The sequence below is a fragment of the Erythrobacter dokdonensis DSW-74 genome, assembly GCF_001677335.1.
Classification (GTDB): domain Bacteria; phylum Pseudomonadota; class Alphaproteobacteria; order Sphingomonadales; family Sphingomonadaceae; genus Erythrobacter; species Erythrobacter dokdonensis.
In genome coordinates this window covers 79705-93713 of record NZ_LZYB01000003.1, presented here as the reverse complement: position 1 = coordinate 93713, position 14009 = coordinate 79705, and the positions used below count along the sequence as shown (strand labels likewise).

Sequence of the window (14009 nt, the reverse complement as noted above, 5' to 3'; positions counted from 1 at the left end):
CGGGTCGCTTAGCCTTGGAGGGCAAGCACATGAAAATCGCGCATGGCACGCTGGTAATGGTGGCCGACGGAGCAAAGCTGCTCCTCTTCCGTAACGAGGGGGACGAGAAATACGCCGTCCTCGAAACGCTCGAACACGCGCGGCAGGACAATCCTGCCACTGCCGAGCAGGGAACCGACAGGCCGGGTCGCAGCTTCTCGCGAGTCGGCGACAAGCGCAGCAGCTATGACGAGACCGACTGGCACCAGCAAAGCGAAGATGCCTTTGCGCGCCATGCAGCCGAGTTGCTTGAAGAGACGGCACAAGCCCACCCCGAAGCGGGCATCGTGGTCATCGCCGCGCCGCGCACCCTCGGCGAGATGCGCGGACATTATGGCCGCGCGACCGAACAGCGGCTGGTGGCCGAGATCGACAAGGATCTGGCCGACCATACCACCGACGACATCGTGGCGGCACTCGCCGCCCACTGATCCCGCGCCGCTCGCAGGCCCGGATCGCGCAACAATCATGCGCATTCGCGTGCAAAAGATTCACGCGTTGATTCACATGATTCAATCACCAAATTTTTCTTCACAGATTCAATTTGGGGCTTGTCAGCCGCGCGACTCAAGCTTGCTCCACGCGTCGCGGCTCTGTCACATCCCGTGATCGGGCCGGGCGCGGCGATTTAAGGGTTAATCGCCCGTTGACGGGACTCCGCGCCTGATTCAGTATCTAGTGGTTCGGTTCGAAGCGGACCCCCAAGCATTGGTGACTCCCCGGCAGGGCCCGCAAGGGCAAAAGGGGGCGGAGTCGCTGCAAGGCAAGGGCTTTCCGGAGCGGATCGGGAGGCGAAAGCAGAGCGGCCTGTGGACCCCCCTGGGGACATCCTGTTGGCGGAGCTGTGGATCGTCCTGTATAGAACAGAATCAGAACACAGGTCTTGTGCCCTGTGCTGATTCGGGGGACAGATTGGGGCAAGCGATGGAATTCAAGGCAGGCGATGGCGTGACGGGCGAAGTGCTGAATGATGGCGAAGTGGGTGCTGCGGCACCGGTGAAGGAAAACAAGGCGGTGACCATGAAGACGAGCGATGGGGGGTCCGACGCGCTGATCGCGGCCAAGGCGACCGAGGCGCTCGGCAATGCCATGGTCGAGGCGGCGAAGGCAGCGGCCGCGCCCGACAGCAAGAAGGTCAACGACCGGCGCTTCACGATTCGCACTGATGCTGCGCGCGATGCGAACCTGACGGAATTCGGCAAGGAAACCCTGACCGATCGTTACCTGCTGCCCGGCGAGAGCTATCAGGACCTGTTTGCCCGCGTCGCGGATGCCTATGCCGATGATCAGGACCACGCCCAGCGGCTTTACGACTATATCTCGAACCTGTGGTTCATGCCCGCCACCCCGGTGCTGTCGAACGGCGGCACCAACCGCGGCCTCCCCATCTCGTGCTACCTCAATTCGGTGTCGGACAGCCTCGAAGGCATCGTCGGCACCTGGAACGAGAACGTCTGGCTGGCTTCCAAGGGCGGCGGGATCGGCACCTATTGGGGCAATGTCCGCGGGATCGGCGAGCCGGTGGGCCTCAACGGCAAGACTTCCGGCATCATCCCCTTCGTGCGGGTGATGGACAGCCTGACGCTGGCGATCTCGCAAGGGTCCCTGCGGCGCGGCTCGGCCGCGTGCTATCTCGACATCTCGCACCCGGAGATCGAGGAGTTCCTCGAAATCCGCAAGCCTTCGGGCGACTTCAACCGCAAGGCGCTGAACCTGCACCACGGCGTGCTGGTGACGGACGAATTCATGAACGCGGTGCGCGACGGGGCCGAGTTCGAGCTGAAATCGCCCAAGGACGGGAGCGTGCGCGGGAAAGTCGATGCGCGGTCGCTGTTCCAGAAGCTGGTCGAGACCCGGCTGGCCACGGGCGAACCCTACATCATCTTCGCCGATACCGTGAACCGCATGATGCCCAAGCATCACCGCGACCTGGGCCTCAAGGTCTCGACCTCGAACCTGTGCTCGGAAATCACCCTGCCGACCGGCATTGACCACCTCGGCAATGATCGCACGGCGGTGTGCTGCCTGTCCTCGCTCAACCTCGAAACCTGGGAGGAATGGCAGGGCGACAAGCAGTTCATCGAGGACGTGATGCGCTTCCTCGACAACGTGCTGCAGGACTATATCGACCGGGCGCCGGACGAGATGGGTCGCGCCAAGTATTCCGCCGCGCGCGAGCGTTCGGTCGGGCTCGGGGTGATGGGCTTCCACTCCTATCTGCAGATGAAGGGCATCGCGATGGAAAGCGCGATGGCCAAGGCCGTGAACCTCAAGATGTTCAAGCACATCAATGCCAAGGCCTCGGAAGCCTCGATGTTGCTGGCGCAAGAGCGGGGCCCTTGCCCCGATGCGGCCGACATGGGCGCGATGGAGCGCTTCAGCTGCAAGATGGCGATCGCGCCGACCGCCTCGATCAGCATCATCTGCGGCGGCACCTCTGCCTGCATCGAGCCGATCCCGGCCAATATCTACACTCACAAGACCCTGTCGGGCAGCTTCATCGTCAAGAACCCCTATCTGGAGAAGCTGCTGGAGAAGAAGGCGAAGAACTCGACCAACGTCTGGAACTCGATCCTTGAACGTGGCGGCAGCGTGCAGCACCTCGATTTCCTCACTGCTGAGGAAAAGGCCACCTTCAAGACCAGCTTCGAGATCGACCAGCGCTGGCTGCTCGAATTCGCGGCCGACCGCACGCCCTATATCGACCAGGCCCAGTCGCTGAACCTCTTCATCCCGGCCGATGTCGACAAGTGGGACCTGATGATGCTGCACTTTCAGGCGTGGGAGAAGGGCATCAAGTCGCTCTATTACCTGCGTTCCAAGTCGGTGCAGCGCGCCGGTTTCGTCGGCGGGGTGGAGGCGGACAACACGCCCGAAGCCCCCCGGATCGAGCTCAGCGCCGGGGGCGAGCAGACCGACTACGAGGAATGCCTGAGCTGCCAGTGAACGACACGCCATGCGCTCTCGCCGGTCCTCACGCATCCCGACGACCGCGACCGGATCATGCCGGACGTCGCGCGGTATGCAGTGGGATATCGAGCTGGCGGACCTGTCGGAAGGCGGCTGCCGGCTTGACGATCCGCGCGGGCACCTGCGGCTGGGCGAGTTCGTCCGGCTCTATGTCGCCGGCACCGGACCGCACATGGCCGAGGTGGCGTGGCGGCAGGGATCGCGGGTCGGGATCGAATTCGCCCGGCCGCTGCCGGTGCGGGTGTTCCAGCTGCTGGCCGCCTCGGACTGGCACGGCGCGCAGGCAGCTTTCGCGGAAGACCGCAGTGCCTTGCCGGTACGACGGCTGATCTGATCATGGCCCGCTCCGGCCACACAGGAGCAGGAAGGGAGAAGGTGATGAGTCTGCCGTTCGGAATGGGAATTTTCGGCCTCGTGGTGTGCGCCGTGTTCCTGTTCACCGCGATCCGCGAGCTGCGCCGCAACCGGCCGGGCCACCTGCGCAACGCGGCGATGATCCATCTCGCGATGGTTTCGATGTTCGTGCCGTTCTGCCTCTACATCATCGCCGCCTACGACCCCTGAATCCGCCTGCGCTCTCGCACCGTAACTGAACAACGCCTATATTGGCCCTGTGAAGACATCCAACCGAAGGAACCCGCCGATGTCGCTGCTCGAAGCCCGCTCCACCTACAAGCCGTTCCAGTATCCCTGGGCCTATGATTTCTGGAAGCGCCAGCAGCAGATCCACTGGATGCCGGAGGAAGTCCCGCTGGGCGAGGATTGCCGCGACTGGGCGCAGAAGATCTCCGATCACGAGCGCAACCTGCTCACCCAGATCTTCCGCTTCTTCACCCAGGCCGATGTCGAGGTGCAGAACTGCTATCACGAAAACTACGGGCGGGTGTTCAAGCCTACGGAAGTCAAGATGATGCTCGCCGCCTTCTCCAACATGGAGACGGTGCACATCGCGGCCTATTCGCACCTGCTCGACACGATCGGGATGCCCGAAACCGAATACAGCGCCTTCCTCGAATACGAGGAGATGAAGGACAAGCACGACTTCCTGCAGCAGTTCGGCGTCGACACGGATGAAGACATTGCCCGCACGCTGGCAACCTTCGGCGGCTTTACCGAGGGGCTGCAGCTGTTCGCTTCCTTCGCGATGCTGATGAACTTCCCGCGCTTCAACAAGATGAAGGGCATGGGCCAGATCGTCAGCTGGTCGGTGCGCGATGAAAGCCTCCACTGCGAGGGCATCATCAAGCTGTTCCACACCTTCTGCGAGGAACGCCAGTGCCTCACCAAGGCGGTGAAGGAGGACCTGATCGACATATGCCAGAAGACGGTGCGGCTGGAGGACAACTTCATCGACCTCGCCTTCGAACTCGGCCCCGTGGACGGGATGAGCGCCAAGGAGATCAAGCGCTACATCCGCTACATCGCCGACTGGCGCCTGAAGCAGCTGGGCCTGCAGCCGATCTACCTGATCGAGGACCACCCCCTGCCCTGGCTCGCCCCGCTGCTCAACGGCGTCGAACACGCCAACTTCTTCGAAACCCGCGCGACGGAATATTCGAAGGGCGCAACGCGCGGCAACTGGAACGACGTGTGGTCGAGCTTCGACAAGCGCCAGAAGGCGCGCGCGGCGAACGAAGGCGGCGCGGTGGAGGAAGAGGCCGGGCTGTTTGGGGTTGAGGCTGCGGAGTAGGGATTAGAACATCATTTGAGCTTGGTTGGTCTCATCTAAACGGATGAGGCCAACCAAAAGCCACTGATTTCTCGATCCGTATTCAATATTTCGACGGCTATGGGTGCTGAAGCCAAGCACTAGTCCTGCGTCAAAGTATTGTTGCTCATATTTTTGGCGGAGTTCGCGGAGCGCGCGCTCTTCTCCGTATAAACGATCAAAGCGCTCAAACGCTGTAACCGTCTCCCAATCATCACATACATGAGTGTGTGACTTAGAATTCACATCCACCCAATCGAGCGTGAAGCGCTTTCTGCAAGGGGTGAACGGCTTCACCTGTCGGTCCATTGCGAATAGCGAACCCTGATCAGCTAACTTTTTGTGTTCCCGAGTTTCGTACTCGAGATCATCCTTGGGTTTGTCGTGAGCGCGCAGGACAATTCTTTTCGGCCTGACCAACGCAAGGGAGTCCCGATTTGCATCCGCCTCTTCGGTCGATGACCTGACAAGGGGCGCGAGGAAATGAGCGCGCTCTTCTCTTTTCATGATAGACGTTGAGACAAGAGTCTCTTGCAGGACTCGCTGGCTCTCATGACGTGGATCCGTGCCCGCAGGAGGCACAAAATCGTACTTGATCCATTGCCAACGCTTGAACTGTTGGTCTTCGTGCAAAATCCGAAAGGGTACAGGATACTGCCTGCGCCACTTTCTGTCGCGCCCAACTCCTGCGCAGCAAACTGTTTCGGTGTATTTGCTAGAGCGGTGCGGCTGCGCCTTGATGAGTATCATGCACTCGTCGGACATTGGGCCTGACACTTGCGCCATCTGCCACTCCCAGATGCTTCACGGTTGTACCCGTTCGCTCCTTGAGATTGTCTGAGACAATCTTCCTATGGCAGGTCTTCACATCTCGCTCGTAACACATCAAGCAGACATTGGAATCTTTCAACATTTCTGCGAGACGAAGGACTGCTGATTTGGCTTCGTCTGACGCCATCACGTTAGAAAAGACGCGGCGAAACTCAACAAAGTCGCCTCGCCTTGCAGCTTCTCGCCCCGCCTTCGGATCGCCAAGCTCCTTGAGGTGGACGTATTGAATGTTTGCCTTGCTCAGCGCTTCAGAGAGAGCAGACTTCGAGAAACCCGGTCGCCGTGATTGCGCTCGATCACGTATGTCAGCTAAGACCTCGATGCCCGACATTTGCAATGTCGCCACAAAATCCGAGAGGCTTGAACGCTCATATCCAATCGTGAACAACATTTGCCCTCTGTCAGCTTCGCATGGCACAACATCAAGCACTTTTGGCCCGAACGTGGTTATTGCGGAGTAAAGTGAGTCCCCGCAGCAACACATCCCTCGCCTTCCCGGGCTTGACCCGGGACCCCGCTTCTTCCTCAACCGTAGCAAAGACAGCGGGACCCCGGATCAAGTCCGGGGCGGCGGGAAAAGGGAAGGCCGGCAAGACCGCCTACCCTCTGGATGGCCCAGTCCCCCCTTTCCTACCGCCCCCGCCGCGCCTTACCCTCGCCCGCGTGACGCATCTCTTGCGCCCCGTCGCTTCCGCGCACCCCGCCGCGCTGCTCTCCGGCGCTGGCCCTGCCCGCAAAAACACGCTTTCAAAGCCCCCTTCCCGTGACAAGCATCCCGCCGGATCGTCCGTAACCCTCGAAACTCATGGGCAAAACCGGCCAGCGCGTTACTTGACAGGGTGTCAAGTTTGTCAAGCGCGCGCGCCCGCCCCTTCCCCTCGCCCCCGCGCCGTGCCACACCACCTCCCGGGGCGCGCAAGCGAAGGGGGGAATGCAAATGACGGGATTGGGGCGCCGTGCGCGCAATCTGGAAGAACTGGGCATCAACATGGGGGCGCTCCATGCCTCCGCGCCGCAGGTGCATTACCGCCCGCTCGAACCGCAGCCGGGGGATGTCTTCATCACCTCCTGGGCGAAAAGCGGCACCACGCTGATGCAGCAGATGTTCCACCAGATCCGGATGGTGGCCGCGACCGGTGCGGGCGACATGGATTTCGACGACATCAGCCGCATGACCCCGTGGGAAGACACCGCGATGATGGTCGATCTCGACATGAAAATGCCCCAGCGGGCGGCCCCGCGCGGGTTCAAATCGCACCAGGCCTACGAGAACCTGCCGGCGGGCGGGCGCTATATCGTCACCCTGCGCGATCCGAAGGAAACCTATGTCTCCTTCTTCCGCTTCTTCGACGGCTGGCATATCGAACGGGGGAGCATGTCGCTGGAGGAATTCTGGCCGCTGTGGCTCGGCGGCGGGCCGGGCGGGTGCGATTATTTCACCCACCTTCTCAGCTGGTATGCGCGTCGCGACGCGCCCGACACGCTGCTCGCCAGCTATCGCTGGGCGGCGAAGAACCGCGCGGCGATGATCGCGCGGATGGCGGCGTTCCTCGGGCTGGAACTGGACGCGGAGCAGGCGGCGCTGGTCGAGGAGATGACCAGCCGCGAATTCATGCACGCGCACCACGACCGGTTCGACGACGGGATGATCTGCCGCGCGATGGAGGAGCGGCTTGGGATTCCCGATGATGCGGATTCGACCAAGGTGCAGGCGGTCGGCAGTGATGCGGGCGTGATCCCGCCGGCGATCGCGGCACAGATCGACGCGATGTGGGCGCAGCGGGTGCTGCCGGTCACCGGCCATCCCGATTTTGCCAACCTCGCCGCCACACTGGAGGACTAGGCGTGCACGGAGCCGTCAGCACCAGCGGCGTTTCTGGCCGCCCCAGCGCGATGCCAGGCCCTCGCTCACCAGCACCTGGCCGAGGCTCTGGCCGCCGCGCTTGATCACGCGCAGTTCGCGGCCGAAGCGGTCGCGGGTGCGGCCCGAGGGCGGGGGCTCGAGGGTGAAGGCCCCGGCGTTGAGCAGCTCGCGCAGCCGCTCGGTGGCGCGGCGGCCCAGCGCGGCCTCGCGCTGGCAGGCGGGCTGGTTGACCTCGGGCGTGTCGATGTCGGCGATGCGGATCTTGGCGCCGCGGTACCAGATGGTGTCGCCGTCGACCACGCAGGTGACGCGCCGCCCGCCGCCGCAGACGGGGAACAGGGCACGCTCGCCGTCGGACGCGCTCTGGGCCGCAACGGGCTCTCCGGCGGGCCAGGAGACCAGCAGCAGCGCGGCAAAGGCGGCGAAAACGAGAGGAAGAATGATACGCATCGGCAGATCCCGGACACCAGAATCCACGAAATCTCCTGAAGGTTCCCTTAAATTGATGCAGCGCAAATACGCGGGGGTGCGGCGGCCCTAAGGCTCAGGGCGAACAGCAAGGGAGACGATCATGTCCGCACATACGCCGCACGAATTGCACGACGAGTTTCCGCAGGATGCCGAAACGCTCCACCGCCTGAAGCTCACCAATTCCCACTTTATGCGGCTGGCCGAGCGCCATCACGAGGTGAACCGCGAGATCCATCGCATCTCGGCCGAAATCGAAGCGGCGAGCGACGAGCGGCTCGAGGCGCTCAAGCGCGAAAGGCTGCACCTGCTCGACGAGATTGCGGCGATGCTTGATCAGGAACGCGAAGGCGCGGCCTGACAGACAGCAAGCTTGTGCGGGCGGCTCATGAGGCGATGCGCTGCCCGCAACCTGTCTTGCGAGGCTGGGGTTTCGGTGACCGGGCTTCAGTGACGCGGCTTCGCGCGGCGGTCATCACCCGAACGCCGCTCGTTCTTGCGGCGATCGGGACCGTCGTAAGGCTGCTGGCCTTGCCGCCGATCGCCCTTGCGGCGACCTTCGGCCGCGCTGTCGTGATCTGTGTCCTTGTCAGACATGGTCATACCTCTCGGCTGGAGACTATCATTCTAAGGGAGAAATGCCTAATTTCGGATTAGCGCCGGAACCAAGCCACCTTGCACTGCGCGCACAAGCCGCTAGGGGCGCGGCATTGCCATCTGCCCGATGCTGGCAAGAGGACCGACGCCCGTGACCCAGACCAAGCCCGACGCCTCCAGCAGCCCGATGCCCGATCTCGCCAAAGCCGAGGTGCTGATCGAGGCACTGCCCTATTTCCAGCGTTACGCGGGACGCACCTTCGTGGTGAAATATGGTGGCCACGCCATGGGTGACGCCGAAGCCGCGCGCGACTTTGCCGAGGATATCGTCCTGCTGAAGGCGGTCGGGATCAACCCGGTGGTAGTCCATGGCGGCGGGCCGCAGATCGGACAAATGCTTAGCAGGCTCGGGGTGGAGAGCACCTTCGTCGACGGCTTGCGAGTCACCGATGCAGCCACGGCGCAGATTGCCGAAATGGTGCTGTCGGGCGCGATCAACAAGGAACTGGTCGGCTGGATCGCGGGCGCGGGGGGCAAGGCGATCGGCATTTCCGGCAAGGACGGCGGCCTCGTGACGGCACGCAAGGTCACGCGCACCACCCGTGATCCCGACAGCAATATCGAGCAGGTGGTGGATCTGGGCTTCGTCGGCGAGCCGGCATTGGTCGATACGTCGGTGATCGATACGGCCGTGGCAGCAGGGATGATCCCTGTAATAGCCCCCATCGCACCGGGTGAGGACGGCGCCACCTACAACATCAACGCCGACACCATGGCGGGAGCCATCGCGGCGGCGCTGGGCGCGGCGCGGCTGTTCCTGCTGACCGACGTGGCGGGCGTGCTGGATGGCGAAGGCAAGCTGCTGACCGACCTTACTCCGCAGGCGATCGCCAAGCTGCGCGAGGACGGCGTAATCCGCGGCGGGATGGTGCCCAAGCTCGAAACCTGCATCAGCGCCGTCGAATCCGGTTGCGAGGCGGCGGTGGTGCTCGACGGACGGGTGGGCCACGCGATGCTGCTGGAATTCTTCACCGCGCGCGGGGCAGGCACGCTGGTGCGCGCCGCGTAACCATCGGGAACACAGATATGGCGCCGGGCGTATTAACAGGCTAATACGCTTCGCAAGGGACTTCACAGGGCGCGTTCTCCGCGGCCCCGGCAATGGAAACAGACCAAAATGCAAGGACTGGCTGTACTCGTCGACATTCTCGTGATGCTTACCAACGTGTTGGTAATGCTGATCATCATCCAGTTCGTGATCGGGCTGCTGTTCGCCTTCAACGTGGTCAGCCCGAGCAACGAATTCCTGAGACAGGTCTATGAATCGATCAATCGCCTGCTCGAACCGGTGCTGCGCCCGATCCGCAACATCATGCCCAATACCGGTGCGATCGATTTCTCACCGCTCGTGCTGATCCTCGGCTTGCAGATCCTCACGCGGGTACTGATCGGCGTGTCGGGGGGCTATTGATGGCCACAGCCGCACTGATCGACGGCAAGGCCTTTGCCGAAGACCTGCGCGCCCGTGTCGGCGAGGCTGCCGCCGCTTTTGCCCAGGCCACCGGGCGCAAGCCGGGCCTTGCAGTGGTTCTGGTGGGCGATGATCCGGCCAGTCAGGTCTATGTCGGGGCCAAGGGCAAGGCCTGCGAGGCCGCCGGGATGGCCAGCTTCGAGCATCGCCTGCCTGCGGACACCAGCGAGGCGGCCCTGCTCTCGCTGATCGAGCGGCTCAATCAGGACGAGGCGGTGGACGGCATTCTCGTTCAGCTCCCTCTGCCCGCCCATCTCGACGAACAGGCCATCATCGCCGCGATCAACCCGGACAAGGACGTGGACGGCTTCCATATCAGCAACGCAGGGCGGCTCGCAGTGGGGCAGGCGGGCTTCGTCCCCTGCACGCCGCTGGGCTGCATCATGCTGCTGAAAGACCGGCTGGGCGATGACCTTTCGGGGCTGGATGCGGTGGTCATCGGCCGCTCGAACATCGTCGGCAAGCCGATGGCGCAGCTGCTCACCGATGCCAACGCGACCGTGACCCTTGCGCATAGCCGGACGAAAAATCTTGCTGATGTGGTGCGCCGCGCGGATATCGTGGTCGCCGCTGTTGGCCGCCCCGAAATGGTGCGGGGCGACTGGATCAAGCCGGGTGCGACCGTGATCGACGTCGGCATCAACCGCCTCCCGCCCGAGCCGGGCAAGGAGAAAGGCAAGCTGGTGGGCGATGTCGCTTTCGCCGAGGCGCGCGATGTGGCGGGCGCCATCACCCCGGTGCCGGGCGGGGTCGGACCGATGACCATCGCAGTGCTGCTGAGGAACACGCTGGTCGCGGCCCATGCCCATGCGGGACAACCCGCACCCGGGGGCCTGTGAAACGCGCTGCGGCCCTGCTGGTCGCGGCAACGCTCGCCACGAGCCTTGCCGGCTGCGGCAGCCCGCGCCCCAAGGGGCCGCCACCATCGGTAATCAACCGTGTGCTGACCGGCGCGCCGGGAGAGGCGCAGCCGAGCAGGATCGTCAGCACCGAGATTGCCTTCGCCCGTGCCGCGCGCGAGCAGGGCCAGTGGACCGCCTTCAGGCAGTTCGCAGCGCCCGGTGCGATACTGCACACGCCAACCGGCCCGGTGCCGCTGGATACGTACATTGCCGGAGAGGCCGATCCCGCAGAAGCCGTGCAGTGGGAACCGCGCGCGGTGGCGATCAGCTGCGACGGCGCCGTAGCGGTCAGCCAAGGGCGCTATCGCGACCCGGATGGGACAGTGGGCAATTTCGTGACCGTCTGGGAACGGCAGGGCGATGGCCAGTACCGCTATGTCTACGATGTCGGCGGCCCCGATGTGCCGCAGCCGCCCCCGAGGAAGCCGGTCGAGGACGGGGACATCGTCGTCACGTCGATCGACGCGGTGCTCGGCCTGGTCGCGTCCTGCCCGCGCGGGGATGAGGTACCGCCACCGCCAGCGATCCCGATCGGCGAGGATGGCAAGGCCGATGCCCGCCTGTCGCGTGACGGGACGCTGCGCTGGCGTTGGGAACAGCGCGACGACGGCACCCGCTATGCTGCTGCCGATTATTTCTACGAGGGCCGCTGGCTGACCGCTTTCGAGCAAAGTCTGGTGCCTGCAGGCGCGATGTGACGCGGCGATGATCCTGACCGAGTTGTTCCTGTCCGCCTTCGTCACCCTGTTCGTGGTGATCGATCCGCCCGGCTGTGCGCCGATCTATGCCGGGCTGACCAAGGGCGCATCCTCCGCGCAGGCTCGCAACATGGCCCTTCGCGCCACGTTCATCGCCGCGATTATCCTGCTGATCTTCGCGCTTTTCGGCCAGCAATTGCTGGGCGCGTTGCATATCGAACTCAACTCGTTCCGCATCGCGGGCGGGCTGATGCTGTTTTTCATCGCCTTCGACATGGTGTTTGAAAAGCGCACCCAGCGCCGCGAGGAACGCGCCGAGAAAATCGCTGCCACACCGGAAATCGAGGATGTCTCGGTATTCCCGATGGCCATGCCGATGCTCGCCGGGCCGGGAGCGATTGCCGCTGTCATGCTGCTGATGAACGAAGCCAAGGGCTGGAGCGAGATGGCCGAAGTGCTCGCCGCACTCGCCGCCGTGCTGGTCATCACCGCTGCTGCACTGGTAGCGGCAGGCCCGCTGATCCGCCTGCTGGGCGACAAGGTGGAAGCGGTCATTACCCGGCTGCTAGGCGTGCTACTGGCGGCGCTGGCAGCACAATACGTGATCGACGGGCTGAAGGGCAGCTTCGCGATCTGACCGCCTGACCGGCCTATTGCAGCGTCACGATTTCCTCGCCGCCGTCGTGGCGGCCGTAGAACTGCATCAGCTGGACCAGCAATTCACAGCGCTCATTGAGCGTCTCGGCTTCGAGCAGCGCCTGCTTGCTGGCCGGATCGAAGGGCGCAATCTGCGAGACCCCGTTGATCAGCGTGCGATCATCAAGCCGCTCTACCGAGTCCCAGTCGACGCTGTAGCCCTGGTTCTCGGCAAAACGCCGCGCCTCGCGCTCGAATCCCCCGCGCTGGGCATGGGTAAGGGTTTCATCCTCATCCTCGTCGTAGATTTCAGCCTCGATCTGGCGGAAGGCGGTGGTGACGTCGAGCTCGCGCACCAGCCGGAAGCGGGCGACCCCTTCGAGAATGAGGTTGTAGCGCCCGTCATCCATGGCCTGGATCTCGCCGATCCGTCCGACGCAGCCGACGCGGTAAAGCGGCGCGCCTTCGACCGGACGCTGCGGCTGGACCATCGCGATCTGGCGGTCACGAATCAGCGCATCGCCGACCAGCGCGCGATAGCGCGGTTCGAAGATATGGAGCGGCAGCTGCAATCCGGGGAACAGCACCGCGCCGGTCAGAGGAAAGATCGAGAGGCGACGGGCCATCGGTTTCAGCCGAACAGGATCTTCGACAGGCGGCGGCGAGTTGCGACCACCCATTCGTCCTCGAGGCCGGTAGCCTCGAAGATCTTGAGCAACTTGGTCCGCGCGGCGCCCTCTTGCCACTCACGGTCAGCGGCGACCATTGCCAGCAGCGTGTCGGCGGCGGCATCACGATCTCCTGCCGCAAAGGCAGCTTCGGCATAGGCGAATTGCGCGTCCATGTCGCCGGGTGCGGCGGCTGCGGCGGCACGCAGGGCGGCAAGCTCGCCGTCATCGACACGTGTGCCTGCCAGTTCGATTGCGCTGCGGGCGGCGGCAATCGCGGGATCGGTGGCAAGCCGCGGATCGCTTTCGATCACGTCCATCACCTGACGCGCCTGATCGGTCTCGCCCATCTGCACCAGCGCCCGCACGAGGCCTGAATGGGCCGGAGCATTGTCGGGCGCGAATTCGGTAATCTGCGAGAAGATGCCTGCGGCACGCTGCGGATCGCCGCCGGCGAGCGCATCCTCGCCCATCTTCACATACTGCGCCAGTTCCTGGGGCGAGGGGCCTTCAGGCGCGGAGCTGCCTTCGGTCCCAGCCTGCACCGGCAATTGCGCGAGCAGCTGGTCGAGCACCTGCTTCAACTGCGATTCGCTGCGGGCATTCGTAAGATCAGCGACCGGCTGCCCCTGGAACATGGCATAGACCGTAGGGATCGAGCGCACCTGGAACTGCGCGGCGATGAATTGTTCCTCGTCGACATTGACCTTGGCGAGCACCACGCCCTTGTCGGCATATTCGCCGGCGACCTTCTCCAGCACCGGGGTGAGCGCCTTGCACGGCCCGCACCATTCGGCCCAGAAATCGAGGATGACGAGCTTCGTCTGCGAGGGTTCCACCACCGTCTTGCGGAAGCGGTCGACCGCCTTCTGTTCGTCAATGCTCAGTCCCATGCTGGCCAAGGCTATGCTCCTGTCGTCGTCTTGTGGCGGGTGCCGTCTCGCCCCAATGTGGGGCATCTTGTGCGGATGTGAAGCACGGATTTGTGCTGGCCTTTTGAGGCAGGCCAATCAACCCCTGGCGCGCACCGGTTATGCACCGGCAGGACGGGCGCATTTTACGCTTGCAGCGGGCGGGGGGCGCTGCTAATCGCGCCG

Annotated in this window: 18 protein-coding genes; 12 read left to right on the top strand and 6 right to left on the bottom strand. The window is 63.7% G+C overall.

From position 1 onward, the window contains the following. Positions 1-29 precede the first annotated feature (29 nt). The 5 genes from I603_RS06945 (at position 30) to I603_RS06925 (ending at position 4699) form a co-directional block, all read left to right on the top strand. Positions 30-470 carry a host attachment family protein gene (locus tag I603_RS06945; RefSeq protein ID WP_068863509.1) on the top strand — a complete coding sequence of 147 codons (441 nt, stop codon included), beginning with the start codon at positions 30-32 and terminating at the stop codon, positions 468-470. 493 nt (positions 471-963) lie between these two features. Continuing rightward, positions 964-2985 carry a ribonucleoside-diphosphate reductase subunit alpha gene (locus tag I603_RS06940; RefSeq protein ID WP_068863507.1) on the top strand — a complete coding sequence of 674 codons (2022 nt, stop codon included), beginning with the start codon at positions 964-966 and terminating at the stop codon, positions 2983-2985. A gap of 10 nt (positions 2986-2995) precedes the next feature. Then, positions 2996-3343, top strand: coding sequence for a PilZ domain-containing protein (locus I603_RS06935; protein WP_084439949.1), 348 nt, complete (start codon positions 2996-2998; stop codon positions 3341-3343). A gap of 44 nt (positions 3344-3387) precedes the next feature. Next, positions 3388-3573 carry a hypothetical protein gene (locus tag I603_RS06930; RefSeq protein ID WP_143736681.1) on the top strand — a complete coding sequence of 62 codons (186 nt, stop codon included), beginning with the start codon at positions 3388-3390 and terminating at the stop codon, positions 3571-3573. A 79-nt stretch (positions 3574-3652) separates the two neighbouring features. Next, positions 3653-4699, top strand: a complete 1047-nt coding sequence (locus I603_RS06925; RefSeq protein ID WP_068863501.1) for a ribonucleotide-diphosphate reductase subunit beta — start codon at positions 3653-3655, stop codon at positions 4697-4699. A 3-nt stretch (positions 4700-4702) separates the two neighbouring features. Here the strand turns inward: I603_RS06925 and I603_RS06920 are convergent, their stop codons facing one another. Next, positions 4703-5467, bottom strand: a complete 765-nt coding sequence (locus I603_RS06920; RefSeq protein ID WP_143736682.1) for a hypothetical protein — start codon at positions 5465-5467, stop codon at positions 4703-4705. Continuing rightward, positions 5433-5939 (bottom strand): DUF488 domain-containing protein, encoded by a 507-nt coding sequence (locus I603_RS14250; RefSeq protein ID WP_086621737.1) that lies wholly within the window; start codon positions 5937-5939, stop codon positions 5433-5435. The genes I603_RS06920 and I603_RS14250 overlap by 35 nt, the downstream gene beginning before the upstream one ends. Positions 5940-6485: 546 nt before the next feature. Between I603_RS14250 and I603_RS06915 the strand changes: the two genes are divergently transcribed. After that, on the top strand, positions 6486-7391 hold the full coding sequence (locus I603_RS06915; protein ID WP_086621740.1) for a sulfotransferase domain-containing protein: 906 nt from the start codon (positions 6486-6488) through the stop codon (positions 7389-7391). A 15-nt stretch (positions 7392-7406) separates the two neighbouring features. Here the strand turns inward: I603_RS06915 and I603_RS06910 are convergent, their stop codons facing one another. Then, entirely contained in the window at positions 7407-7862 is a 456-nt protein-coding gene (locus tag I603_RS06910) for a thermonuclease family protein (RefSeq protein ID WP_084439948.1), read from the bottom strand. A 121-nt stretch (positions 7863-7983) separates the two neighbouring features. Here I603_RS06910 and I603_RS06905 point away from each other — a divergent pair, with 121 nt between their 5' ends. Further along, positions 7984-8241, top strand: a complete 258-nt coding sequence (locus I603_RS06905; protein ID WP_068863496.1) for a YdcH family protein — start codon at positions 7984-7986, stop codon at positions 8239-8241. Positions 8242-8327: 86 nt separating this feature from the next. On the opposite strand, the gene I603_RS14495 is transcribed toward I603_RS06905, so the two are convergent. Next, positions 8328-8477 (bottom strand): hypothetical protein, encoded by a 150-nt coding sequence (locus I603_RS14495; RefSeq protein WP_158093629.1) that lies wholly within the window; start codon positions 8475-8477, stop codon positions 8328-8330. A 187-nt stretch (positions 8478-8664) separates the two neighbouring features. Here I603_RS14495 and argB point away from each other — a divergent pair, with 187 nt between their 5' ends. The 5 genes from argB to I603_RS06880 all read left to right on the top strand — a co-directional run bounded on the left by argB (position 8665) and on the right by I603_RS06880 (position 12245). After that, positions 8665-9546, top strand: coding sequence for an acetylglutamate kinase (argB, locus tag I603_RS06900; RefSeq protein ID WP_068864101.1), 882 nt, complete (start codon positions 8665-8667; stop codon positions 9544-9546). A gap of 108 nt (positions 9547-9654) precedes the next feature. Continuing rightward, entirely contained in the window at positions 9655-9948 is a 294-nt protein-coding gene (locus I603_RS06895; RefSeq protein ID WP_068863495.1) for a YggT family protein, read from the top strand. After that, a complete protein-coding gene (folD, locus tag I603_RS06890; RefSeq protein ID WP_068863493.1) occupies positions 9948-10847 on the top strand; it encodes a bifunctional methylenetetrahydrofolate dehydrogenase/methenyltetrahydrofolate cyclohydrolase FolD in 900 nt (299 codons plus the stop codon). The genes I603_RS06895 and folD overlap by 1 nt, the downstream gene beginning before the upstream one ends. Then, a complete protein-coding gene (locus I603_RS06885) occupies positions 10844-11608 on the top strand; it encodes a Cif family virulence factor (protein WP_068863491.1) in 765 nt (254 codons plus the stop codon). The genes folD and I603_RS06885 overlap by 4 nt, the downstream gene beginning before the upstream one ends. A 13-nt stretch (positions 11609-11621) precedes the next feature. Continuing rightward, positions 11622-12245 carry a MarC family protein gene (locus tag I603_RS06880; protein WP_068864098.1) on the top strand — a complete coding sequence of 208 codons (624 nt, stop codon included), beginning with the start codon at positions 11622-11624 and terminating at the stop codon, positions 12243-12245. A gap of 13 nt (positions 12246-12258) precedes the next feature. Here I603_RS06880 and I603_RS06875 read toward each other — a convergent pair whose 3' ends face one another. Beyond that, positions 12259-12870 (bottom strand): LON peptidase substrate-binding domain-containing protein, encoded by a 612-nt coding sequence (locus I603_RS06875; protein WP_068863489.1) that lies wholly within the window; start codon positions 12868-12870, stop codon positions 12259-12261. A gap of 5 nt (positions 12871-12875) precedes the next feature. Next, the gene (locus I603_RS06870) at positions 12876-13805 is read right to left on the bottom strand and encodes a tetratricopeptide repeat protein (protein WP_068863488.1); all 930 of its coding nucleotides are present in this window, start codon (positions 13803-13805) and stop codon (positions 12876-12878) included. Between the last annotated feature and the right edge of the window lie 204 nt (positions 13806-14009).

Excerpts from the sequence above, each read along its gene's own strand:
- I603_RS06895 (WP_068863495.1), top strand. The coding sequence starts at position 9,655 with ATGCAAGGACTGGCTGTACTCGTCGACATTCTCGTGATGCTTACCAAC.
- I603_RS06875 (WP_068863489.1), bottom strand. The coding sequence starts at position 12,870 with ATGGCCCGTCGCCTCTCGATCTTTCCTCTGACCGGCGCGGTGCTGTTC.
- I603_RS14495 (WP_158093629.1), bottom strand. The coding sequence starts at position 8,477 with ATGTCTGACAAGGACACAGATCACGACAGCGCGGCCGAAGGTCGCCGC.
- I603_RS06915 (WP_086621740.1), top strand. The coding sequence starts at position 6,486 with ATGACGGGATTGGGGCGCCGTGCGCGCAATCTGGAAGAACTGGGCATC.
- I603_RS06920 (WP_143736682.1), bottom strand. The coding sequence starts at position 5,467 with ATGATACTCATCAAGGCGCAGCCGCACCGCTCTAGCAAATACACCGAA.
- I603_RS06910 (WP_084439948.1), bottom strand. The coding sequence starts at position 7,862 with ATGCGTATCATTCTTCCTCTCGTTTTCGCCGCCTTTGCCGCGCTGCTG.
- I603_RS06870 (WP_068863488.1), bottom strand. The coding sequence starts at position 13,805 with ATGGGACTGAGCATTGACGAACAGAAGGCGGTCGACCGCTTCCGCAAG.
- argB (WP_068864101.1), top strand. The coding sequence starts at position 8,665 with ATGCCCGATCTCGCCAAAGCCGAGGTGCTGATCGAGGCACTGCCCTAT.
- I603_RS06945 (WP_068863509.1), top strand. The coding sequence starts at position 30 with ATGAAAATCGCGCATGGCACGCTGGTAATGGTGGCCGACGGAGCAAAG.
- folD (WP_068863493.1), top strand. The coding sequence starts at position 9,948 with ATGGCCACAGCCGCACTGATCGACGGCAAGGCCTTTGCCGAAGACCTG.
- I603_RS06940 (WP_068863507.1), top strand. The coding sequence starts at position 964 with ATGGAATTCAAGGCAGGCGATGGCGTGACGGGCGAAGTGCTGAATGAT.
- I603_RS06905 (WP_068863496.1), top strand. The coding sequence starts at position 7,984 with ATGTCCGCACATACGCCGCACGAATTGCACGACGAGTTTCCGCAGGAT.
- I603_RS06925 (WP_068863501.1), top strand. The coding sequence starts at position 3,653 with ATGTCGCTGCTCGAAGCCCGCTCCACCTACAAGCCGTTCCAGTATCCC.
- I603_RS06935 (WP_084439949.1), top strand. The coding sequence starts at position 2,996 with ATGCGCTCTCGCCGGTCCTCACGCATCCCGACGACCGCGACCGGATCA.
- I603_RS06930 (WP_143736681.1), top strand. The coding sequence starts at position 3,388 with ATGAGTCTGCCGTTCGGAATGGGAATTTTCGGCCTCGTGGTGTGCGCC.
- I603_RS14250 (WP_086621737.1), bottom strand. The coding sequence starts at position 5,939 with ATGTTGTTCACGATTGGATATGAGCGTTCAAGCCTCTCGGATTTTGTG.